This is a genomic window from Pseudomonas sp. IT-P44 (assembly GCF_949768225.1).
GTDB lineage: Bacteria > Pseudomonadota > Gammaproteobacteria > Pseudomonadales > Pseudomonadaceae > Aquipseudomonas > Aquipseudomonas migulae.
The window spans coordinates 129201-152067 of sequence record NZ_CATKQM010000068.1 but is presented as its reverse complement, the minus strand read 5'-3'; the positions used below and the strand labels follow the sequence as shown (position 1 = coordinate 152067).

Sequence of the window (22867 nt, the reverse complement as noted above, 5' to 3'; positions counted from 1 at the left end):
TTCGAGTGCGCCGAGTGCCTAACGTCTCGGTCTTCCACACCTGCGTACAGCCGCCACCCATTGCGTGGAAGTGATTGCTGGCGGTTCCAATCCATACGTTAGGAATCAGACTGATGACAACAATCAAACCCGACCCACCCTACGAAAAACCAACCCCTCCCCCCGAAAACCGCTTCATGGCGCTCACCAGCAACTGCGACGACATGCCCACGCTGTTCGTCGATACCCGCGCACCACTCGATGTCTTGTACGACGCCGCCAGCTATCGAATCCGCGCCGTCACCCAAGTAATGGAAAACCTGTCGATGCGCGGTTCTATCGAGTGCCAGTCCTTCATCCTCAGTGACTTTGCCTTGCTCTGCGCCATTCCGTTGCGGGACGGGTGTGATGTGCTGGATGTGTTGGGGCGGCGGTTGAAGGCTCGGCCTTCCGCGTAACGCCGCTGAATGATCGTTTCCATGCGTTGCGTGGGAACGATCACTGCCCGCTCAGCCGCGAAGCCCTGACGTTCGCCTCGGTACAAGGTAAACTTCCCGGCCTTCGCAGGAGCAATCATGAATTATCGTCACGCCTTCCATGCCGGCAATCACGCCGATGTGTTCAAACACCTGACCTTGACCCGCCTCATCGCCCTGATGTCGCGCAAGGAGCAGCCGTTTGCCTATCTCGACACTCACGCCGGCATTGGTCTGTATGACCTGCAAGGCGATCAGGCGAGCCGTACCGGTGAGTACCTGGAAGGCATCGCGCGGTTGTGGGATCAGCCGGATCTGCCGGAACTGACTGCCGATTACATGAAGGTGCTGCACGACATGAACCCGGATGGCCAGTTGCGCTATTACCCGGGGTCGCCAGAGCTGGCGCGCCGTCTGACGCGGCCGCAGGATCGGGTGATGCTCAACGAGAAGCACCCCGAAGACGGTGTGTTGCTCAAGGACAACATGGCCGGCGACCGTCGGGTGAAGGTTCACCTAGGCGAAGGCTGGCATGTGCCGCGTGCGATGTTACCGGTGCAGGAGAAGCGCGCGGTGATGTTGATTGATCCGCCGTTTGAACAGCTCGATGAGATGCAGCGTTGTGCGGCGTCGCTGAAAGAAGCGATTGGCCGGATGCGTCAAACCGTGGCGGCGATCTGGTACCCGGTGAAGGACCAGCGCATGTTGCGGCGTTTTTATCAGGATCTGGCCGGCACGGGCGCGCCGAAGTTGTTGCGGGTGGAGTTGCTGGTGCATCCGCTGGACACGCCGAACAGTCTGAACGGTTCCGGGTTGGCGATCGCGAACCCGCCGTGGGGTCTGGAAGAGGAATTGCGTGAGCTGCTGCCGTGGTTGTCCAAGAAGTTGGGACAAACCCAGGGTGGGTGGCAGATGGATTGGTTGATCGCCGAATAACCACGGCAAACGAAAAACCCTGTAGGAGCCGGCTTGCCGGCGATGATGGCCGAGAGATTCGCGCTGGATTTCCCGCCGTCATCGCCAGCAAGCCGGCTCCTACAATTGGATCTGCGTCAGATCGGATTGGGTGGGTAACGCCAATCAGTTGTGTGCCGAGCTCAATATTGTGTCTGACACGAAACCTGTAGGAGCCGGCTTGCTGGCGATGGCGTCCGGGAGATCAACGCTGGACTTCCCGTCGCCATCGCCAGCAAGCTGGCTCCTACATTTTGATCTGCGTTGGGTCAGATCGGGCAGGTGACGCCGGTGCCGCCAATCCCGCAGTAGCCTTCAGGGTTCTTGGCCAGGTACTGCTGGTGATAGGCCTCGGCGAAGTAGAACGTCGGAGCTTCTTCGATTTCGGTGGTGATGGTGCCTTTACCCGCCTTGGTCAGTTCGGCCTGGAACACTTTCTCGCTGTTCTTGGCCGATTCCAGTTGCGTCGGGTTGGTGGCGTAGACCACCGAGCGGTACTGAGTGCCGATGTCATTGCCCTGGCGCATGCCCTGGGTCGGGTTGTGCAGTTCCCAGAACATTTTCAGCAGTTCTTCATAGCTGACTTTCGCCGGCTCGTAGACCACCAGTACCACTTCGCTGTGGCCGGTCAGGCCCGAGCAGACTTCTTCATACGTCGGGTTCGGCGTGAAGCCGCCGGCGTAACCCACCGCCGTACTCACCACACCTTCGCGCTGCCAGAACTTGCGCTCCGCACCCCAGAAGCAACCCAGGCCGAAGATCGCAAAATCCACGTCCATGGCGAACGGGCCCAGCAGCGGCGCGTCGTGCACGAAGTGTTTTTCCGGCACGGTCATCGGGGATTCGCGGCCAGGCAGAGCTTGTTCTTTAGTCGGTAGCACGTTTTTGTTCACCAGAATTTCCGAGCGCAGAACCATGATCAGTCCTCTCAGTCAGGTTGAAATGTAGGTAGTCAGACCGCCAGTTTGCCCAATGCCGCCCGGTAACGCACTACCTCTGTGGGAGCGGGCTTGCTCGCGAAGAGGCCAGCACATCCAACATCTACGTTGGATGATGCACCGCTATCGCCGGCAAGCCGGTCTCGCTCCCACAGGGATTGCGGTGTGCTCAGGCGATTGGGCCGCGCGGGTAGCGCTTGAGCTTTTCGATCAGCTCGGAGCCCGGAATCGGTCGGTCGAACAGGTAGCCCTGGCCGACGTCGCAGCGGTGGCGGCGTAGGAAAGCCAGCTGTTCGGCCGTCTCGATGCCTTCAGCCACGACCTTGAGTTTCAGGTTGTGGGCCATGGCAATCACTGCGGAGGTGATTTCCATGTCGTCCTGGTTGTCCGGGATTTCGTGAATGAAGCTTCGATCAATCTTAATGATGTCGATGGGGAATTTTTTCAAGTAACTAAGCGACGAGTAACCGGTGCCGAAGTCGTCCATGGCCAGGGTCAGGCCCAGGCGCTTGAGCTGGTCGAGCTGCAAATGGGTGTCTTCGGTGGCTTCCAGCAGCAGGCCTTCGGTCAGTTCCAGCTCCAGCAGGCTCGGCGGCAGCGCTTCTTCCTTGAGGATGTTGGCAATCGAGGACACCAGGTCCGGGTCGGAGAACTGCTTGGGCGACAGGTTGATCGCCACTTGCAGATTGCCCAGGCCGGCGGCCGTCAGATCTTTGCTCATGCGGCAGGCCTGGCGGGCGATCCATTTGCCGATCGGGATGATCAACCCGGTTTCTTCGGCGACGCTGATGAACTGGTCCGGGCGGATCATGCCTTTTTCCGGATGGTTCCAGCGCAGCAACGCTTCCATGCCCAGCAGGCGACCGCTGCGCAGGCACAGCTTGGGTTGGTAGAACACGTCCAGCTCGTTCTGCGTCAGGGCACGGCGCAGGTTGTTCTCGACGAACAGTTTGTAACTGGCCTCGGCGTTCAGCGCTTCGGTGAACACCTGAACCTGATGCTTGCCGTTGGCCTTGGCCTTGTGCAGCGCGAGCCCGGCGTTACGCATCAGGGTTTGCGGGTCACGGCCATGCAGCGGCGCGCAGGCCAGGCCCACGGAGCCGGTGACGCTGATCAGTTGGTTGTCGACGAACATCGGTTTGTCGAGGGTCGCCAGCAGTTGGTTGGCGACTTGCTGGCCCATCGCGAGGTCGGTGTTGTCCAGCAGCACGGCGAATTCGTTACTGGCGAAGCGCGCCAGGCTGCCGCTCGGGATCAGGCTGTTGCGCAGGCGTCGGGCCAGGCTGATCAGCAGTTTGTCTCCGGTCTGGTGGCCGAGGCTGTCGTTGATTCGCTTGAAGTTGTCGATGTCCACCAGCAGCAGACTGATCGGGGTATCGCTGTCTCGGGCGAAGCGCTCATCGAGATTACGGATGAACGCCGGGCGGTTTCCGAGGTTGGTCAGGTTGTCGGTGTAGGCCAGGCGCTCGATGCGCTGTTGGGCGAGCTTGGTCTGGGTGATGTCTTCGTAGATGCCGATGTAATGCGTCAGCTCGCGGTTGTCGCCGTACACCTTGGAAATCGACAACTGGCCCCAGTAGGGTTCGAGGTTTTTGCGGCGGCTCTTGAATTCACCCTGCCAACTGTTGCTCTTGGCCAGCGCAGAGGGCGCGTCGAACAGCAGTTCGCTGAGGTTTTCCAGGGCCGGCAGTTCCGACAGCCGCTGGCCGTGGACTTCTTCGGTGGAGTACTGGGTGATCGCGGTGAAACTCGGGTTGACGTATTCCACCACGCCGTCGCAATTGACCAGCAAAAACGCGTTGGCACTTTGCTCGACCGCACGCTGGAACAGGTGCAGGGCGCTGGTGGCGGTGCGACGGTTGTGGTTGTTGATGACTTGGGCGAACTGGTCGGCCAGCTCGCCGGCGAAGGCGATTTCGTCGGACTGCCAGGCGCGGGTCGCACCGGTCTGCTCCAGACAGAGCACGCCGACCACTTGGCCATCGACACGAATGCTGGCGTCGAGCATCGCGTTCACATCACGCGGGCGCAGGCTTTCGGCCATTTCCCGGGTGCGCGGATCGCGAATCGCATTGTGGGCATCGATTGCACGGCTGCCGTGCAGCGCGTCCATGTAATCGGGGAAGCCACTGATGTCGATCGGTTCCGGCAGGGCGTATTCCTGGGTGACGCGGTGATACGCCGAGATCGGCACCAACATCGAACCGTCGAGGTTCCACAGGCTGGCGCAGTCGATTTCGTAGATGTCACAGGCGCTGCGGGTGATCAGTTCGGCGGCTTCTTGCAGGGAATTGCCGGTGCTGTAGCGCTGGCGGGTCAGCAGCAGGATCAAGTCTTGCTGGGCGCGCACGCGGTCCAGGTGCAGGAGCTGCTCCTGTTGGGCGCGCTGATTGAGTTCCAGGGCTATCTGCAAGCGCGAGTTCTGGGTTTCGAGGTCCAGCGCCGGCAGCAACGGATCGCCTTGGAACATGCCATCGACCACCAGCAGGTAGCCGCGCAGCAGGTGTCGATTGTGTTGTTTGTAGGCTTCGCCCAGTTCCAGCAGGCTCAGGGTGCCTGCGGCGGTGTGCAAGGTGTAGCGGATCAGGTAATGCGGGCTGTCGGTGAGTTGTTGCTGGACCGCGTCATGCAGCTGATAGCGCGCTTCGGGCTCCATCAGGCTCGCATAGGGCGAACCGACCAGCGCACAGAGCTCCACCGCGGGCAGGCCGAACTGTCGCTCGCAATTGGGATCGAGAAACAGCAGCGCCCAGCTGGGTTCATTCAGCCGTTCGAAACGCAGCATGCCAAGCCGCGAGGGCACCGGCAACTGCGTCACTACCTCGGCCACCATACGGCTGGCGGCATCGGGTTGGCTTTTCATGGAGGGTAACTCGCTTCGAATGTGCTGATCGCGCCGGGCTCTCGCCCTCTTTACTGTTGCCTGCGGCAAGGTTGCATCATTGCGACACCGACTGACAAGAGACATGAAGGCCAAGTGCTATAAGAATATGTCGGCCGGCGTGAACATTTCTTCAGTAATGGCTGAAAACTAACGTATTTCGCTGGAAAAAGCGTTGCGGCTGATCGCCAGCAAGCTGGCTCCTACAGGGGAGGTGGGGGAATTCTCGATCTGCGGGGCGACACCGGACCTGTAGGAGCCTGGCTTGCCAGCGAAGGCGGTCTGAAGGGCGACGCAAAATTTGAGACCGCTATCGCCAGCAAGCTGGCTCCTACAGGGGAGGTGGGGGAATTCTCGATCTGCGGGGGCGACACCGGACCTGTAGGGGCCTGGCTTGCCAGCGATGGCGGCCTGAAGGGCGGCGCAGAGTTTGAGGTCGCTATCGCCAGCAAGCTGGCTCCTACAGGGGGGCGCGTAAATTCTGTAGGAGCCGGCTTGCTGGCGATGTTTTTGGCATCACCGCAACGTAATGCTGGTTGAATGTAAAAGTTTGCCGTCGCGGTCGTGATAGCTGACGCGGATCTGTTCTGGCTCAACGATCAGGTGCGCGAAATTGTCCTGGCTGATGACCTGGCTGGTCAGTTCATGCCGATAATCTCCGGCGGCTGTTCGGGCTAGTGGCTGATCAAGGATGAAGGTGGAGGCTTTGGCGTAGGGCAGCAGTTTGCTGTTGCACAGCGGCGAGGAGACGATGGTGTGCACCTCGAAGTCCGGGTCTTCGCTGTGGGTCAATCGACTGGTCAGGGAGCCGTGCACATCACCGGACACGAAGAACACGTTCTTGATGCGGCGTGTACGAATGGTCTCCAGCAGCCGTAGTCGTTGCTCCGGAAAGGCTTTCCAGGCGTCATCGCCCAGGCGTTTTCGGTCGGGGTAGAACATTACGCTGGTGACCACGAATTTGACCCGGGCCGGGCTGTGAATCAGCCATTCGCACAGGGCCTGCTCCTGCTCTTCGTCGAGAATGCGCCGGTTGCCGGCCGACAGGTTGCGTCGGGTCCGGCTGTCGGTGACAAACCATTCGATATCCCCGTTGGTGAATTGATACCAATAGCGCTCCAAGTGCTGATGGATGTTCCCATCTTCAAGCAACTCATGGGCCGGGCTATGGCTGGCTTGATATAACTCATAAGCGGCGATGGCGTTGTTATAGAGAAGGTCATCGTTTTTGTTTTTATTGGCGGGCCAGTTGTCTTCGATTTCATGGTCGTCAAGGATCATGTAAGTCGGCGTGCCGGACATTAACTTTGAAATGTGCGGCTGGGAAAAAGCCATGCGGTACTTGCTGAGTATTTCCTTGTATTCCCGATCAGGGGCGATGATGTTCAAATCATCGATATAGACTTGGTCGCCGGTCATCAACAGGGCGCTGATGGGCGTTTCGGCGCGCTGCGCCAGGTTCGTGATGGAGGCAAAGATCCGGTCGCCCAGGTGCGGGAACGAAGGTGCGCCGACCGTCATCCGCAGGTAACGGCATGACCCGACGATGTAAGCCCGTGGCGCTGCAGGATTGCCGGACTGGGTGCTGAAACGGTAGACATGCCGGGGCCATTGCAGCGGCAGTTCCTGAACCGTCTCCACGGTGTGCACGGGGCTCATGGGGCTGAACCAGCCTGCCTGGTATTCGTACTCGGTATCGGTGGCGAGATCGTTGAGGGCAAAGACGTCACACATGTCTCGCGTACTTGTCAGTTGTTTGAATATTGCTTTGGACCACGGCGTATCACCGCTGCGTCGATAACGAATTCCACCAAACGCCAAAGTGTCTTTTTGTAACTCGCCACGTAAAAAGATACGGGCATGTTGAGTTGTAGTGTGGCCAATAATCGGGCCGACTGTAGGTTTAAACATATTCGAATCCATTCGAAGGGGTATTAACTAAATAAGTAAGCCGACTAAACCTTTAGTTAGTCATTTGTATAACCAAGCCTAGTGGGAGGCCGGCAAAAAATATCGTGCCGAAGTGGATTCGAGTTGTGGGCTAACTCAACCACGAACGTAGGAAAGTGACTTTCTTCAAGTCAAAAAAAGCCCCGCCAAATTGGCGGGGTTGAGGTACGAGCGTGGCGCTCGGAAAACGTGAAACGCGAACGGCCCTCCGGTGAAGGAGGGCCGGCCGGTGTTACAGCAAGATGGTGCGGATGTCCGCCAGCAGGCTGCTCAGACGCTGGGTGAAGCGTGCAGCAGCGGCGCCGTTGATCACACGGTGATCGTAGGACAGCGACAGCGGCAGCATCAGTTTCGGCTGGAAGGCTTTGCCGTCCCAGACTGGCTGGATGGTTGCCTTGGAAACACCGAGGATCGCCACTTCCGGCGCGTTGACGATCGGCGTGAAGCCGGTGCCGCCAATGTGGCCGAGGCTGGAAATGGTGAAGCAGGCGCCTTGCATGTCGTCAGCGGTGAGCTTCTTGTCGCGGGCTTTGGCAGCCAGCGCAGCGGCTTCGGCTGCCAGTTGCAACAGGCTCTTCTGGTCGACGTTCTTGATGACCGGAACCAGCAGGCCTTCAGGGGTGTCGACGGCGAAGCCGATGTTCACGTACTTCTTGCGGATGATCGCTTTGCCGCTTGGTGCCAGCGAACTGTTGAAGTCCGGCAGTTCCTTGAGCATGTGCGCGCAGGATTTGAGCAGCAGCGGCAGGATGGTCAGCTTGACGCCAGCCTTCTCTGCAACGGCTTTCTGAGCGATACGGAACGCTTCCAGCTCGGTGATATCAGCCGAATCGAACTGAGTCACGTGCGGGATGTTCAACCAGCTGCGGTGCAGGCTCGACGCGCCGATTTGCATCAGGCGAGTCATCGGCACTTCTTCGGTTTCACCGAAGCGGCTGAAGTCCACGACCGGAATCGGCGGGATGCCTGCGCCACCGGTTGCGCCAGCAGCAGCGGCCGGTGCTTCCTTGGCCTTCTGCATCATGGCTTTGACGTAAACCTGAACGTCTTCTTTCAGCACACGACCGTGCGGGCCGCTTGGGCTGACCGCGCTCAGCTCGACGCCGAATTCGCGGGCCAGTTGGCGTACTGCAGGGCCTGCGTGAACCTTGGCGCCCGACTTGGCCGGAGCCGCCGCAGGTGCTGGAGCAGCAGGAGCAGCGGCGGCTGGCGCAGGAGCGCTCGGTGCCGCAGCGGCTGGAGCCGACGCCGCAGCCGGGGCAGCAGCAGGCGCAGCGCCTTTGACTTTCAGCTTCAGGATCAGGTCGCCGGTACCGACTTCGTCATCCAGCTTGATGGAAATGCTTTCCACCACGCCAGCGGCAGGCGATGGGATTTCCATGCTCGCCTTGTCGGATTCCAGGGTGATCAGCGACTGGTCGGCGGCGACGGTGTCACCGGCCTTGACCAATACTTCGATGATCTTGGCCTTGCCCGCCGAACCGATGTCCGGGACGTGAATGTCCTGAACGCTGTCGGCAACCGGTGCGGCCGGGGCGGCAGCGGCTGGCGCAGGTGCAGCGGCAGGAGCCGCCGCCTGAGCTGGTGCGGCCGCAGCCGGTGCCGCAGCACCTGCCACTTCCAGGTCCAGAATCAGGTCGCCGGTGCCAACTTCGTCGTTGAGCTTGACGCTGATGGCTTTGATCACGCCAGCGGCAGGCGATGGAATTTCCATGCTCGCCTTGTCGGATTCCAGGGTGATCAGCGACTGATCAGCCTCGACGGTGTCGCCGACCTTGACCTGGATCTCGATGATCTGGGCCTTGCCTGCCGAACCGATGTCCGGCACGTGCACTTGCTGAACCGAAGCGGCAGCTGGCGCAGCAGCAGGAGCGGCCGGCGCTGGAGCAGCGGCCGGTTTCTCTGCGGCTTTGGCTGCAGGCGCGGCAGCCGCAGGAGCCGCAGCAGCGGCACCTTCGACTTCCAGCTCCAGCAGTTCGTCGCCTTCTTTCAGGCGGTCGCCCAGCTTCACTTTCAGGCTCTTGATGATACCGGCCTTCGGCGCAGGCACTTCCATGCTCGCCTTGTCCGACTCAAGTGTCAGGATGCTCTGGTCGGCTTCGATACGGTCGCCGACCTTCACAAACAGTTCAATTACTTCACCTTCACCGCTGCCGATGTCAGGTACGCGAATGAGTTCGCTCACAGAATCTCTCCTCAGCAGTCCAGTGGGTTGCGTTTTTCCGGGTTGATACCGAACTTGGCGATGGCTTCAGCCACCACTTTAGGTTCGATGTCACCACGGTCAGCCAGTGCTTCCAGGGCTGCCAACACCACGAAATGACGATCGACTTCGAAGAAGTGACGCAGCTTCTTGCGGCTGTCACTGCGGCCGAAACCGTCGGTGCCCAGGACTTTGAATTCCTTGGACGGGACCCACTGACGAATTTGCTCAGCGAACAGCTTCATGTAGTCGGTAGACGCGATGACCGGACCTTGACGGCCGTTCAGGCACTCTTCGACGTAGCTCAGTTTAGGCTTCTGGCCAGGGTGCAGACGGTTGGTGCGCTCGACGGCCAGGCCATCGCGACGCAGTTCGTTGAAGCTGGTAACGCTCCACACGTCGGCGCCAACGTTGAACTGCTCACGCAGGATCTTCGCCGCTTCACGGACTTCACGCAGGATGGTGCCGGAGCCCATCAGCTGAACGTGGTGCGCCGCTTCGCGGGTGTCTTCTTCGAGCAGGTACATGCCCTTGATGATGCCTTCCTCGACACCGGCCGGCATGGCTGGCTGCTGGTAGGACTCGTTCATCACGGTGATGTAGTAGAAAACGTCCTGCTGCTCTTCGGTCATCTTCTTCATGCCGTCCTGAATGATCACCGCCAGCTCGTAGCCGTAGGTTGGATCATAGGTGCGGCAGTTCGGGATGGTGGCAGCCAGGATGTGGCTGTGACCGTCTTCGTGTTGCAGGCCTTCGCCGTTCAGCGTGGTCCGGCCGGCGGTGCCGCCGATCAGGAAGCCACGGGTGCGGCTGTCGCCGGCAGCCCAGGCCAGGTCGCCGATACGCTGGAAGCCGAACATCGAGTAGAAGATGTAGAACGGCAGCATTGGCTGGTTGTGGCTGGAGTACGAAGTACCGGCAGCGATGAAGGAGCTCATGGCGCCCGCTTCGTTGATGCCTTCTTCGAGGATCTGGCCCTTTTTGTCTTCTTTGTAGAACATCACCTGGTCTTTATCGACTGGCTCGTAGAGCTGGCCGACGGACGAGTAGATGCCCAACTGACGGAACATGCCTTCCATACCGAAGGTACGGGCTTCGTCCGGGATGATCGGAACGATGCGCGGGCCGATTTCCTTGTCCTTGACCAGCTGCGCGAGGATCCGCACGAAGGCCATGGTGGTGGAAATTTCACGGTCGCCCGAGCCGTCGAGGATCGCCTTGAGCGTATCCAGCGAAGGAGTCGGTACGCTGAAGCTCTGCGCGCGGCGCTGTGGCACGAAGCCGCCCAGTGCAGTGCGGCGCTCGCTCAGGTAGCGGGCTTCGGCGCTGTTTGGCTCTGGCTTGAAGAACGGCAGGTTTTCCAGCTCGTCGTCTTTGACCGGGATGTCGAAACGATCACGGAACAACTTCAGGCTGTCGACGTCGACTTTCTTGGTGTTGTGCGCAGTGTTTTTCGCTTCGCCGGCACCGGTGCCATAACCTTTGATGGTCTTGGCCAGGATGACGGTCGGTTGTTCTTTGTGGTTGACCGCTTCGTGGTACGCCGCGTAGACCTTGTACGGGTCGTGGCCGCCACGGTTGAGTTTCCAGATCTCGTCGTCGGACAGGTCTGCAACCATCGCCTTGAGTTCTGGCGTGTTGAAGAAGTGTTCACGCACGAACGCGCCGTCTTTGGCTTTGTAGTTCTGGTACTCGCCGTCGATGACTTCGTCCATGCGACGTTGCAGGATGCCGTCGACGTCTTTGGCCAGCAGTGGGTCCCAGAAACGGCCCCAGATGACTTTGGTCACGTTCCACTGAGCACCGCGGAACACGCCTTCGAGTTCCTGGATGATCTTGCCGTTGCCGCGAACCGGGCCGTCGAGGCGCTGCAGGTTGCAGTTGATGACGAAGATCAGGTTGTCGAGCTTCTCGCGGCCAGCCAGCGAGATCGCGCCCAGGGATTCCGGCTCGTCGCACTCGCCGTCGCCCAGGAAGCACCAGACTTTCTGCTTGCCTTCCGGAATGAAACCACGGGCTTCCAGGTACTTCATGAAGCGCGCCTGGTAGATCGCCTGGATCGGGCCCAGACCCATGGATACAGTCGGGAACTGCCAGAAATCAGGCATCAGCCAAGGGTGCGGGTAGGACGACAGGCCCTGACCGTCCACTTCCTGGCGGAAGTTGTTCATCTGGTCTTCGGTGATGCGGCCTTCCATGAACGCACGGGCGTAAACGCCTGGCGAGGTGTGGCCCTGGAAGTAGATCAGGTCGCCGCCGTGTTCGTCGGTCGGGGCCTGGAAGAAATAGTTGAAGCCGATGTCGTACAGGGTTGCGCTGGAGGCGAAGCTGGAGATGTGACCGCCCAGGTCAGAATCTTTCAGGTTCGTGCGCATCACCATGGCCATCGCGTTCCAGCGTACCAGCGAGCGAATGCGGCGTTCCATGAACAGGTCGCCAGGCATGCGTGCTTCGTGGGTAACGGGAATGGTGTTGCGGTATGGCGTGGTGATGGCGTAAGGCAATTGCGAACCGCTGCGGGTTGCGAGTTCGCCCATACGGGTCATCAGATAGTGAGCACGGTCTTCGCCTTCTTTGTCGAGAACCGATTCCAGGGCGTCCAGCCATTCCTGGGTTTCGACGGGATCGAGGTCTTGCATGGCTTGCTCCAGGGCGGAAAGGCTTCCAGAATCGGTTGCCTGAGTTTGCGACTGGCCTTGTGGGCAGACGATATAAATTCTTGGATTGCCGAGAGGTAGGATTCGGCGGCGTGTAGTTTTACTACAAATCATCGGGCATTTCAGCTATTCGAATGTATATACGAGTAGTAAAACTACAGATGAGCGGCTTGTGGCCTCCGGCTACGTTGTGAGAATAATCGTTAAGGTTGGTCTTTTGCCAACCGAAAAAGGTGAAAGCTTGATGCTGCCTGCCAAAAATAAAGAAATTTCAGCTATTTCTAACCTTTGTTCGACAGTCGATCAGGTAGTGCAATTTGAAAATTCACTACATGCAGCCTCCTACACGCCGATCAAGGATAGACCATGAGCCTCCCTACGCTTGCTGAACTGCCCGGCATTCTCCTGCCGTTTGTCACCCGCGCCGAGCAGTCGTTCCGTACGGCCGTCGAGGCTCTTGATGATGATCATGGCCTGTCTGCCTGGACGCCTGAGCGCTGGGCGCAATTCGCCCGCGTCACCGCCGCCAGCGACTTCGTGATTGAACAGAGCGTACGTGACCCTTTGATGTTGCTGGCGCTGGTGCAGTCCGGTGAGCTGGACCGTGGCTATGCTCCTGGCGAACTGTGCGCGCAGATTGCGGCAGCGGTGAACGCGGCTGAAACCGAAGACGAGCTCGGTCGCGCCCTGCGCCGCCAGCGCACCCGACATCAAGTGCGGATCATCTGGCGCGACCTGACCCGTCAGGCCGATCTGGTCCAGACCTGCCGCGACCTCTCGGACATGGCCGATGCGAGCATCGATCAGGCCTATCAGTGGTTGTACTCGAGGCATTGCCAGCAGTTCGGCGTGCCTACCGGCCGACGTAGCGGCGAGCCGCAGCAGATGGTCATTCTCGGCATGGGCAAGCTTGGCGCGGTCGAGTTGAACCTGTCGTCGGACATCGACCTGATCTTCGCCTACCCCGAAGGCGGCGAAACCGTCGGCGTGAAACGCTCGCTGGATAATCAGGAATTCTTCATCCGCCTCGGTCAGCGCGTGATCAAGGCGCTGGACCCGATGACCGTCGACGGCTTTGTGTTCCGCGTCGACATGCGCCTGCGCCCTTACGGTTCGTCGGGTGCGCTGGTGTTGAGCTTCAACGCGCTGGAGCAGTATTACCAGGATCAGGGCCGTGACTGGGAACGCTACGCGATGATCAAGTCGCGGGTGGTGGCCGGCGACCAGGTGGCTGGTGCGCAGCTGCAAGACATGCTGCGCCCGTTCGTTTACCGGCGTTACCTGGACTTCTCCGCCATCGAAGCGCTGCGCACGATGAAGCAGCTGATTCAGCAGGAAGTCCGGCGCAAGGGCATGGCCGACAACATCAAGCTCGGCTCCGGCGGCATCCGCGAAGTCGAGTTTATCGCCCAGGCGTTCCAACTGATCCACGGTGGCCGCGACCTGAGCCTGCAGCAACGTCCTCTATTAAAAGTGCTGAGCACGCTGGAAGGTCAGGGTTACCTGCCGCCGGCGGTGGTCAGCGAGCTGCGCGAAGGCTACGAATTCCTGCGTTACACCGAGCACGCGATCCAGGCGATTGCCGACCGCCAGACGCAGATGTTGCCGGACGGGGCGCAGGATCAGGCGCGCATTGCCTTTATGTTGGGCTTCGCCGATTGGGACGCCTTCCATGAGCAGCTGATGTATTGGCGCGGTCGCGTGGCCTGGCACTTTGGCCAGGTGATCGCCGACCCTGATGAAGAGGAAGGCACCGAAAGCGAAGTGGTGGTCGGCGGTGAATGGCTGCCATTGTGGGAGGAGGCGCAGGACGAAGAGGCCGCTTGTCGCCAATTGGAGGAGGGCGGTTTCGCCGATGCCACCAAAGCGCTGAAAGCCTTGGCCAGCCTGCGCAGCAGTCCGCAATTGCGCGCGATGCAGCGTTTGGGCCGCGAACGCCTTGATGCGTTCATTCCACGGTTGCTGGCCCAGGCGGTCGAACACGCCAACCCGGACCTGGTGCTGGAGCGCGTGCTGCCACTGGTCGAAGCGGTGGCCCGACGCTCCGCGTACCTGGTGCTGCTGACTGAAAACCCCGGCGCGCTGCGACGTTTGCTGACCTTGTGCGCCGCGAGCCCGTGGATCGCTGAACAGATCACGCGCTTCCCGCTGCTGCTCGACGAATTGCTCAACGAAGGCCGGTTGTTCAAGCCGCCCTTGGCGCCGGAACTGGCCGCCGAGTTGCGCGAGCGCCTGACACGAATCCCCGAGGACGACCTCGAACAACAAATGGAAGCCCTGCGCCATTTCAAACTGGCGCACCGTTTGCGCGTCGCCGCGTCGGAAATCGCCGGCAGCCTGCCGCTGATGAAAGTCAGCGATTACCTGACCTGGCTTGCCGAGGCGATCCTCGAACAAGTGCTGGCCCTGGCCTGGCGCCAGACCGTGGCCAAGTACGGCACGCCGCAGCGCACCGATGGCACCTTGTGCGATCCAGGCTTCATCATTGTCGGTTACGGGAAAGTCGGCGGTCTGGAACTCGGGCATGGTTCGGACCTGGACCTGGTGTTCATTCACGATGGCGATCCGCAGGCAGAAACCGACGGGCCGAAACCGATCGACGGCGCGCAATTTTTCACCCGGCTGGGGCAGCGGATCATTCACTTGCTCACCGCCCAGACCAACTCCGGTCAGCTGTATGAGGTGGACATGCGTCTGCGACCATCCGGTGCTTCGGGCCTGCTGGTGAGTTCGCTCGGGGCGTTTGCCCGTTATCAGGAAAACGAAGCCTGGACCTGGGAGCATCAGGCGCTGGTACGGGCGCGGGTGCTGGTGGGCAGTCAGGATGTTGGCCAGGCGTTCGAGAAGGTTCGTGCGGCGATATTGGGCAAAGTTCGGGATTTGCCGACCTTGCGTCAGGAGGTCAGCGAGATGCGCGCGAAGATGCGCGATAACCTTGGCAGCAAGAGCACCGCGGCCGGCACCGGGGCGAATGCCTTCGAAGCCACGGCGCCGTTCGATCTCAAGCAGGACGCGGGAGGTATCGTCGATATTGAATTTATGGTGCAATACGCGGCTCTGGCGTGGTCCGAAACACACCCGCCATTGCTGCGCTGGACCGACAATATCCGCATTCTGGAAGAGCTGGAACACGAAGGGCTGATGCCCGCCGAAGACGCCAGCCTGTTGCGAGAGGCCTATAAAGCCTACCGCTCCGCCGCACACCGGCAGGCCTTGCAGAAGGACGCCGGGGTGATACCGGGCGACCAGTTCGTGGACGAGCGGCGGCAGGTATTGCGGATCTGGAAAGAGTTGGGGTTAAGCTGAAACCGGCTATTTGAAACACCAATAACCCCTGTGGGAGCGAGCCTGCTCGCGATGGCGGAGTGTCAGTCACCATCAATTCAGGATGTGATGGCCTCATCGCGAGCAGGCTCACTCCCACAGTAGATCTGCAGTGTTTTGTAGATTTAGGTAGCTAAGCTGCACCGCACTGGATGTGCACCAATACCCATGTAGGAGCGGGCTTGCCCGCGATAGCGGAGTGACAGTCGACAGTCATGTTGGATGTGATGATCCCATCGCGAGCAAACAGGCTCCCACAGTGATTCTCGAGGCGGGGAGGCGTATGCCTCCCCGGTTCGTTTTTGGAAACCACATGAAAATTCTGATCGTTGGGCCCAGTTGGGTCGGTGACATGGTGATGGCGCAGACACTGTTTCAGTGTCTCAAGCAACGCCACCCGCAATGCGAAATCGACGTGCTGGCCCCCGAGTGGAGCCGGCCGATTCTTGAGCGCATGCCCGAAGTTCGCCAGGCCTTGAGCTTTCCGCTCGGCCACGGCGCGCTGGAGCTGGCGACGCGTCGGCGCATCGGCAAATCCCTGGCCGGTCAGTACGACCAGGCGATCCTGCTGCCCAACTCCCTGAAGTCGGCGCTGGTGCCGTTCTTCGCCGGTATCCCGAAACGCACCGGCTGGCGTGGCGAGTTCCGCTACGGCCTGCTCAATGACGTGCGCACGCTGGACAAAGAACGTTACCCGCTGATGATCGAGCGCTTCATGGCGCTGGCGTACGAGCCCGGCCTTGAACTGCCGAAACCGTATCCGCGCCCGAGCCTGCAGATCGATCCGGTCACCCGTGAAGCGGCGCTGGCCAAATTCGGCCTGAGCCTCGACCGTCCGGTGTTGGCGCTGTGCCCTGGTGCCGAGTTTGGCGAGTCCAAGCGCTGGCCGTCCGAGCATTACGCCCAGGTCGCCGAAGCGAAGATTCGCGAAGGCTGGCAAGTCTGGCTGTTCGGTTCGAAAAACGATCACGCCGTGGGCGAAGACATTCGCGCGCGGTTGATTCCCGGCCTGCGTGAAGAGTCGGTGAACCTCAGCGGCGGCACGTCCCTGGCCGAGGCCATCGACCTGATGTCCTGCGCGGACTCGGTGGTGTCCAACGATTCCGGCCTGATGCACGTCGCGGCGGCACTGAACCGCCCATTGGTGGCGGTGTACGGCTCGACGTCGCCGGGCTTCACGCCACCGCTGGCCGAACATGTCGAGATCGTGCGCCTGGGTATCGAATGCAGCCCGTGCTTTGATCGCACGTGCCGCTTTGGTCATTACAACTGCCTGCGCCAGCTGATGCCGCAAGCGGTGAACGAAGCCTTGCAGCGGTTGCAGGGCACTGTGGTCGAGGTCAAATAGTTTGCGGGTTCTGCTGATCAAGACTTCTTCGCTGGGCGACGTGATTCATGCGTTGCCGGCGTTGACCGACGCATCCCGGGCGATTCCCGGCATCACGTTCGACTGGGTGGTGGAAGAAGGTTTCGCCGAAATCCCGACCTGGCACCCGGCCGTGGGCAAGGTGATTCCGGTGGCGATCCGTCGCTGGCGCAAGAACATCTGGCAAACCATCAAGAGTGGCGAGTGGAAGCGCTTCAAGCAAAGCGTTCGCGCCACCAAATATGATCTGGTCATTGATGCGCAAGGCCTGTTGAAAAGCGCTTTGCTGACCCGCTACGTCAAGGCGCCGGTGGCGGGCCTGGATAAAGGATCTGCGCGAGAGCCGATCGCTGCGCGTTTTTATGACCGACGCCTGGCGGTCGCCCGTGGTCAACACGCGGTGGAGCGAGTGCGTCAGCTATTCGCCATCGCCTTGGGCTACGACTTGCCAAAAGGTCTGGGCGATTACGGCCTGAACGTTGAGCGCCTGGTGGAATTGCCGCGCAAGAATCCGTATGTGCTGTTCCTGCACGGCACCACCTGGGACACCAAGCACTGGCCTGAAGCCTATTGGCGCGAGCTGGCCGAGCGCGTTGGCTATCTGGGCGTCGGCGTGAAGCTGGCGTGGGGCAATCCGGCCGAGAAGGCCCGGGCTGAACGCATCGCCAAAGACATGCGCCACGTCGAAGTGCTGCCCAAGTTGAACCTGGCGGGCATCGGCAAAGTGCTGGCCGGTGCGCAAGCGTGCGTGGCGGTGGACACCGGTCTCGGTCACCTCGCGGCCGCACTCGATGTGCCAACGCTGTCGCTGTTCGGTCCGACCAACCCCGGCCTGACCGGCGCGTATGGCAAGGCACAGATTCACATGGCCAGCGATTTCCCCTGCGCACCCTGCCTGCAAAAGAAATGCACCTATCAACCGACGGCCGAAGATGCCCGCCGGTTTGACCTGAAACGCGAGTCGCCGCTGTGCTTCACGCGTTTGAATCCCGAGCGTGTCGCGACCCGACTGAGCACGTTGTTACTGGCTGAGGAGCTGCGCTGATGCAATTGGCATTCGTCTTGTACAAGTACTTTCCGTTCGGGGGCTTGCAGCGCGATTTCATGCGCATTGCCCTGGAATGTCAGCAGCGCGGTCATCAGATTCGTGTCTACACGCTGATCTGGGAAGGCGATATCCCGCCGGGTTTCGAAGTGCTGGTGGCGCCGGTCAAGGCGTTCTTCAATCATCGTCGCAACGAGAAACTCAGCGAGTGGATGGAGGCCGATCTGGCCAAGCGCCCGGTGGACCGTCTGATCGGTTTCAACAAAATGCCAGGCCTGGACGTCTACTACGCCGCCGACGGTTGCTTCGAAGACAAGGCGCAGAACCTGCGCAACTCGCTGTACCGTCGTTGGGGCCGCTACCGGCACTTCGCCGAGTACGAGCGCGCGGTGTTCGCCAAGGACGCCAAGACTGAAGTGCTGATGATCTCCGAAGTCCAGCAACCGCTGTTCATCAAGCATTACGACACGCCGCTGGAACGTTTCCATTTGTTGCCGCCGGGCATTTCTCAGGACCGTCGTGCGCCACCGAATGCGGCTGAGATCCGTGCCGGGTTCCGTCGTGAATTCAACCTGCAGGACGACGAGTTGTTGCTGGTGCAGATCGGCTCCGGGTTCAAGACCAAGGGCGTGGATCGCAGCCTCAAGGCGCTGGCCGCATTGCCCGCTGACCTGAAGAAACGCACCCGGCTGTTTGTAATTGGCCAGGATGACCCCAAGTTATTCCAGGTGCAGAGCGCCACCTTGGGGCTCGGTGATAACGTGACGTTCCTCAAGGGCCGCAGCGATATCCCGCGTTTTCTGCTGGGTGCCGACCTGTTGATCCACCCGGCGTACAACGAAAACACCGGGACCGTGTTGCTCGAAGCCCTGGTGGCCGGGTTGCCGGTACTGGTCAGCGCCGTGTGCGGTTACGCCCATTACATCGCTGAGGCCGACGCCGGCCTGGTGCTGGACGAACCCTTCGATCAGGCGCAACTGACGCAATACCTGACCAGCATGTTGAACGACGCTCAAGCACGGGCGGCCTGGAGCCGCAACGGTCTGGCCTTCGCCGAGACGGCCGACCTCTACAGCATGCCGCAACACGCGGCCGATGTGATTCTGGCGGAGCACGCTAAATGAAGTTGATGCTGGCTGAACCGTTCAAGAGCCTTTGGGCCGGGCGCGACCCGTTCGCCGAAGTCGAAGGCTTGCAGGGCGAGGTTTATCGCGAGCTGGAAGCGCGCCGCACCTTGCGCACCGAAGTGAACGGCAATGGTTTTTTCGTGAAGATCCACCGTGGCATTGGCTGGGGCGAGATCTTCAAGAACCTGCTGACCGCCAAACTGCCGGTGCTCGGTGCGGGCCAGGAGTGGAAAGCCATTCAGCGCCTGCAGGAAGTCGGTGTGCCGACCATGACCGCCGTCGCCTACGGTGAAAAGGGCAGCAACCCGGCGGACCAGCATTCGTTCATCGTTACCGAAGAGCTGGCGCCGACCGTCAGCCTCGAAGATTTCAGTATCGACTGGGTCAAGCAACCGCCGGAGCCCAAACTCAAGCGCGCGTTGATCGCCGAAGTCGCGCGCATGACCGGCATGATGCACCGCGCCGGGGTCAACCATCGCGACTGCTACATCTGCCACTTCCTGTTGCACACCGATAAACCGGTGACCGCCGACGATTTCAAGCTCTCGGTGATCGACCTGCACCGTGCCCAGACCCGCCCGACGATTACCCAGCGCTGGCGTAACAAGGATCTGGCGGCGCTGTACTTCTCGGCCCTGGACATCGGCTTGACCCAGCGCGACAAAATGCGTTTCCTCAAGGGCTACTTCCAGCAACCGCTGCGCCAGGTTCTGTCGGAAGAAGCGGGGCTGCTCGCCTGGCTGGAAGGCAAGGCCAACAAACTCTACGACCGTAAACAGCGATACGGGGATGCGCTCTGATGTCGGGCTGGAAACTGGAACCTGCTTATAGCGAGCTGGCAGAAGATTTCGGCAGCCTTGAAGCGGTGTTTGCGCTTAAGGGCGAGCGACTGACTCACGACCCGTTGTCCGAAGTCATCCGCGTCAATCGCAATGGCGTCAACTATTACGTCAAGCGTTACGTCGGCGCGGGCAAGGGCTTGCGCCGTTATCTGGGCAAGCCGCGGGTGAAAATGGAGTGGCAGAACCTCAAGCGCTTCGCCAAATGGGGCATTCCCACTGCTGAAGTGGTGGCCTGGGGGCTGGAGCGGCGTGGTGCGGCGTATGCTCGTGGGGCGATGATTACCCTTGAACTGCCGCATACCGTAGACCTGTCCATCCTGGCGGAACGGCATGATCCAAAACTGGCGGACCGCGCCTGGGTCGATCATGTCAGTCGGCAATTGGCCGGTTATACCCGGACCATGCACGACCACCGCTTCACCCATAACGATCTGAAGTGGCGCAACCTGTTGATCGACGACCAGGCCCGGCTGTTCCTGATCGATTGCCCCAACGGTAATTTCTGGCGCGGCTTCTGGCTCAAGTACCGTATCACCAAGGATCTGGCGTGCCTGGACAAGGTCGCCAAGTATCAGCTGTCGGCGACTCAACGCCTGCGCTTTTACCTGCAATACAGCCAACGGACACGACTCAATGCCGCCGACAAAAAACGGATCCGGCACGTGGTTAGATTTTTCGAGGGACGCGAATGACTGATTTTCTGGCTGCTGAAGACCGTGCGCTACTGGAGCGCCACGGCCTCGGCAACTTCGATGCGCTTTGGGCCAGGCAGCTTGATGCTGTGGATGAGCCCAACACCGTGCGCGGTGGCTGGAGCAGCGTGTTTCGGCTGGATCTTGAAGGTCACGGCTTCTACCTCAAGCGGCAAAGCAACTACCAGATGCGCACGTTGCATGCGCCGTTTGGCGAGCCCAGTTTTGCCCGGGAATTTCGCAACATCAGTCGTTATGAAAAGCTTGGCATTCCGGCGCTGAAAGCGGCGTTCTTCGGTGAGCGCAAAGTCGAGGGCGAAGTCAGGGCGATTCTGCTGACCCGTGCGCTGGACGGTTGGGATGACCTGGATTCGCTGTTGCAGCGCTGGTCGGAGTTAAGTGGCGCGCAGCACTCGGCGATTTTGCAGGCGTGTGGCGAGCTGGCTCGGCGCCTGCACGCGGCGCGTCAGGTTCATGGCTGCTTCTATCCCAAACACATTTTTCTGCGGGCCACGGGCGACGGTTACCAGGCTCAATTGATCGACCTGGAGAAAACCCGGCCGCTGCTGTGGGGCCGGCGTGACCGGGTCAAGGATCTGGAGCCGTTGACGCGGCGGGCGCCCGAGTGGAGCGATGCGCAGGTGCGTGAATTGCTGGCCGCTTACCTGGATCAATCGCAGGACAGTTCGCTGATCGATAGCTGGCTGGCGCGACTGACCGCGCGGCGCAGCCACAAGGAGGCGCGCTGATGCGTTTGTCCGAACTGAAAAACACCGGCCGTAGCCCGGCTCTGCCGCTGAGCGTTTCACTGGCCGATGCCGCCGGCCCTGCCGAGTTGCAATTGTTGAGTCTGTTGCGGGTGTTACCGGGCCAGCGTTATGTCGGCGCCGGTGTCTGGCGTGGCCGTCCGGTGCTGGCCAAGTTGTTGGTCGGCACCAAGGCGGCCCGGCATTTTCAGCGAGAACTGGACGGTGTGCGCTTGCTCGCCGCTCAAGGTCTGACCACGCCGCAGCTGCTGGCCGACGGCTTGAAGGACGGCGAGGGCGGCTGGCTGCTGTTCGATTTCCTTGAAGGCGCCGAGAGCCTGGGGGATACCTGGAAACAGGTCGAGCACTTGCCGGTGCTCGCGGATGGGCAAGGGGCCGTGTTGGCCGAGGCGTTGGGCGCGATCGGCCAGATGCACCGCAAAGGGCTGTGGCAGGAAGACCTGCACTTGGACAATCTGCTGCGCCAGGGCGGTCGACTGTATCTGATCGATGGCGCCGGGATCTGCAGCGAAACCCCCGGCCAGCCGTTGTCGCGGCAGAAAGTCCTGGAAAACCTCGGGGTGTTTTTCGCCCAGTTGCCCAAGGCGCTGGAGCCTTTCACCGAAGAATTGTTGGTGTATTACCTGTTGAGCAATGGCGAGCATGCCTTGCCCATGGAAGCGTTGCAGAAGCAGATCGACAAGGTCCGCAGCTGGCGCCTCAAGGACTTCCTGATCAAGGTCGGACGCGAATGCACGCTGTTCAGCGTGCAGCGTGGGGCCTTCGGGTTGCGGGCGATTCGTCGCGAGGAAGAAGCGGCGATGTTGCCGGTGCTGGAGCAGGCCGATGCATTGCTCGATCAGGGCCATCTGTACAAGACCGGCGGCGCGGCGAGTGTCGGAAAAGTCGCGGTGGACGGTCGGACGCTGGTAATCAAGCGCTACAACATCAAAGGCTTTGCGCACTGGCTCAAGCGCTTCTGGCGCCCGAGCCGTGCCTGGCACTCATGGCGCGAAGGCAATCGGCTGGCATTCCTCGGCATCGCCACGCCGAAACCGCTGGCCGTGCTGGAAAAACGTTTTCTCTGGTTGCGCAGCCGGGCGTATCTGGTGACCGAGCATTTGCCGGGGCCGGACATCATCGAGCGGTTTGCTCCATACGTTGAAAGCGGTGAAGCGCCCGAGGCAGAGCTGGTGGCGCTGGATCAGTTGTTTGCAGAGCTGATTCGCGAGCGGATCAGTCACGGCGACTTCAAGGGCCACAACCTGTTCTGGCAGGAAGATCGCTGGGCACTGATCGATCTGGACGCGATGCGTCAGCACGGCTCGCTCGCCAGCTTCGCCCCGGCGTATGCGCGGGATCGAGCGCGGTTCATGCGCAATTGGCCTGAGAGCAGCGCGCTGTATCAGGTCATCGATCAGCGGCTGCCCAAAGAAATCTCCAGCGCTGCCTGAATCGGACCTGCGGTCCTATCGTCGGAACGCCGCCCGGAGCCGGCTCGCTCCCACAATTGAAGTACTGTGAACACAGATCCATTGTGGGAGCGAGCCTGCTGGCGATGGGGCCGGCACAGCCACCGGAGATCAGGCGGACAAGTTCTTATGAAATGTCCTACATGATCCCCAGACCCCATGAACTGTGCCCCGAATAGCCGCAATGCTAGTTTGCCTGACGTTCATGGAGGGCA

Annotated in this window: 16 protein-coding genes; 11 read left to right on the top strand and 5 right to left on the bottom strand. The window is 60.6% G+C overall.

Annotation, left to right across the window (positions count from 1 at the left end; translation table 11 throughout):
* The first annotated feature begins 113 nt into the window (after positions 1-113).
* On the top strand, positions 114-437 hold the full coding sequence (locus ACM6IO_RS26210; protein WP_192226893.1) for a hypothetical protein: 324 nt from the start codon (positions 114-116) through the stop codon (positions 435-437).
* Between the two features lie 117 nt (positions 438-554).
* Positions 555-1391: a 23S rRNA (adenine(2030)-N(6))-methyltransferase RlmJ gene (locus tag ACM6IO_RS26205; protein ID WP_008025084.1), complete on the top strand. Its 837-nt coding sequence runs from the start codon at positions 555-557 to the stop codon at positions 1389-1391.
* 287 nt (positions 1392-1678) lie between these two features.
* Here the strand turns inward: ACM6IO_RS26205 and msrA are convergent, their stop codons facing one another.
* From msrA to aceE, 5 genes are all read right to left on the bottom strand, one after another.
* Positions 1679-2326, bottom strand: a complete 648-nt coding sequence (gene msrA, locus ACM6IO_RS26200; RefSeq protein ID WP_192226894.1) for a peptide-methionine (S)-S-oxide reductase MsrA — start codon at positions 2324-2326, stop codon at positions 1679-1681.
* 190 nt (positions 2327-2516) lie between these two features.
* Positions 2517-5210 (bottom strand): putative bifunctional diguanylate cyclase/phosphodiesterase, encoded by a 2694-nt coding sequence (locus ACM6IO_RS26195; RefSeq protein ID WP_414912501.1) that lies wholly within the window; start codon positions 5208-5210, stop codon positions 2517-2519.
* 534 nt (positions 5211-5744) lie between these two features.
* Positions 5745-7139 (bottom strand): alkaline phosphatase D family protein, encoded by a 1395-nt coding sequence (locus ACM6IO_RS26190; RefSeq protein ID WP_414912500.1) that lies wholly within the window; start codon positions 7137-7139, stop codon positions 5745-5747.
* 271 nt (positions 7140-7410) lie between these two features.
* Positions 7411-9363, bottom strand: a complete 1953-nt coding sequence (gene aceF, locus ACM6IO_RS26185) for a dihydrolipoyllysine-residue acetyltransferase (protein ID WP_207284710.1) — start codon at positions 9361-9363, stop codon at positions 7411-7413.
* Between the two features lie 11 nt (positions 9364-9374).
* Positions 9375-12020 (bottom strand): pyruvate dehydrogenase (acetyl-transferring), homodimeric type, encoded by a 2646-nt coding sequence (gene aceE, locus ACM6IO_RS26180; RefSeq protein WP_008027850.1) that lies wholly within the window; start codon positions 12018-12020, stop codon positions 9375-9377.
* 190 nt (positions 12021-12210) lie between these two features.
* Between aceE and ACM6IO_RS26175 the strand changes: the two genes are divergently transcribed.
* The 9 genes from ACM6IO_RS26175 to ACM6IO_RS26135 all read left to right on the top strand — a co-directional run bounded on the left by ACM6IO_RS26175 (position 12211) and on the right by ACM6IO_RS26135 (position 22634).
* Positions 12211-12408, top strand: coding sequence for a hypothetical protein (locus ACM6IO_RS26175; RefSeq protein WP_157214357.1), 198 nt, complete (start codon positions 12211-12213; stop codon positions 12406-12408).
* Complete coding sequence (glnE, locus tag ACM6IO_RS26170) at positions 12405-15344, top strand: bifunctional [glutamate--ammonia ligase]-adenylyl-L-tyrosine phosphorylase/[glutamate--ammonia-ligase] adenylyltransferase (protein WP_414912499.1); 2940 nt, start codon at positions 12405-12407, stop codon at positions 15342-15344. The genes ACM6IO_RS26175 and glnE overlap by 4 nt, the downstream gene beginning before the upstream one ends.
* A 331-nt stretch (positions 15345-15675) precedes the next feature.
* The gene (gene waaF, locus ACM6IO_RS26165; RefSeq protein WP_192226899.1) at positions 15676-16710 is read left to right on the top strand and encodes a lipopolysaccharide heptosyltransferase II; all 1035 of its coding nucleotides are present in this window, start codon (positions 15676-15678) and stop codon (positions 16708-16710) included.
* 1 nt (position 16711) lies between these two features.
* Entirely contained in the window at positions 16712-17773 is a 1062-nt protein-coding gene (gene waaC / locus ACM6IO_RS26160) for a lipopolysaccharide heptosyltransferase I (protein WP_008027853.1), read from the top strand.
* Positions 17773-18897: a glycosyltransferase family 4 protein gene (locus tag ACM6IO_RS26155; RefSeq protein WP_008027854.1), complete on the top strand. Its 1125-nt coding sequence runs from the start codon at positions 17773-17775 to the stop codon at positions 18895-18897. Before waaC ends, ACM6IO_RS26155 begins: the two co-directional genes overlap by 1 nt.
* Positions 18894-19700 carry a lipopolysaccharide core heptose(I) kinase RfaP gene (rfaP, locus tag ACM6IO_RS26150; protein WP_280162780.1) on the top strand — a complete coding sequence of 269 codons (807 nt, stop codon included), beginning with the start codon at positions 18894-18896 and terminating at the stop codon, positions 19698-19700. The genes ACM6IO_RS26155 and rfaP overlap by 4 nt, the downstream gene beginning before the upstream one ends.
* Positions 19700-20434, top strand: a complete 735-nt coding sequence (locus ACM6IO_RS26145; protein ID WP_008027856.1) for a lipopolysaccharide kinase InaA family protein — start codon at positions 19700-19702, stop codon at positions 20432-20434. The genes rfaP and ACM6IO_RS26145 overlap by 1 nt, the downstream gene beginning before the upstream one ends.
* Positions 20431-21183: a lipopolysaccharide kinase InaA family protein gene (locus tag ACM6IO_RS26140; RefSeq protein WP_008040359.1), complete on the top strand. Its 753-nt coding sequence runs from the start codon at positions 20431-20433 to the stop codon at positions 21181-21183. Before ACM6IO_RS26145 ends, ACM6IO_RS26140 begins: the two co-directional genes overlap by 4 nt.
* Positions 21183-22634 carry a lipopolysaccharide kinase InaA family protein gene (locus ACM6IO_RS26135; protein ID WP_414912498.1) on the top strand — a complete coding sequence of 484 codons (1452 nt, stop codon included), beginning with the start codon at positions 21183-21185 and terminating at the stop codon, positions 22632-22634. Before ACM6IO_RS26140 ends, ACM6IO_RS26135 begins: the two co-directional genes overlap by 1 nt.
* The last annotated feature ends 233 nt before the right edge of the window (positions 22635-22867 follow it).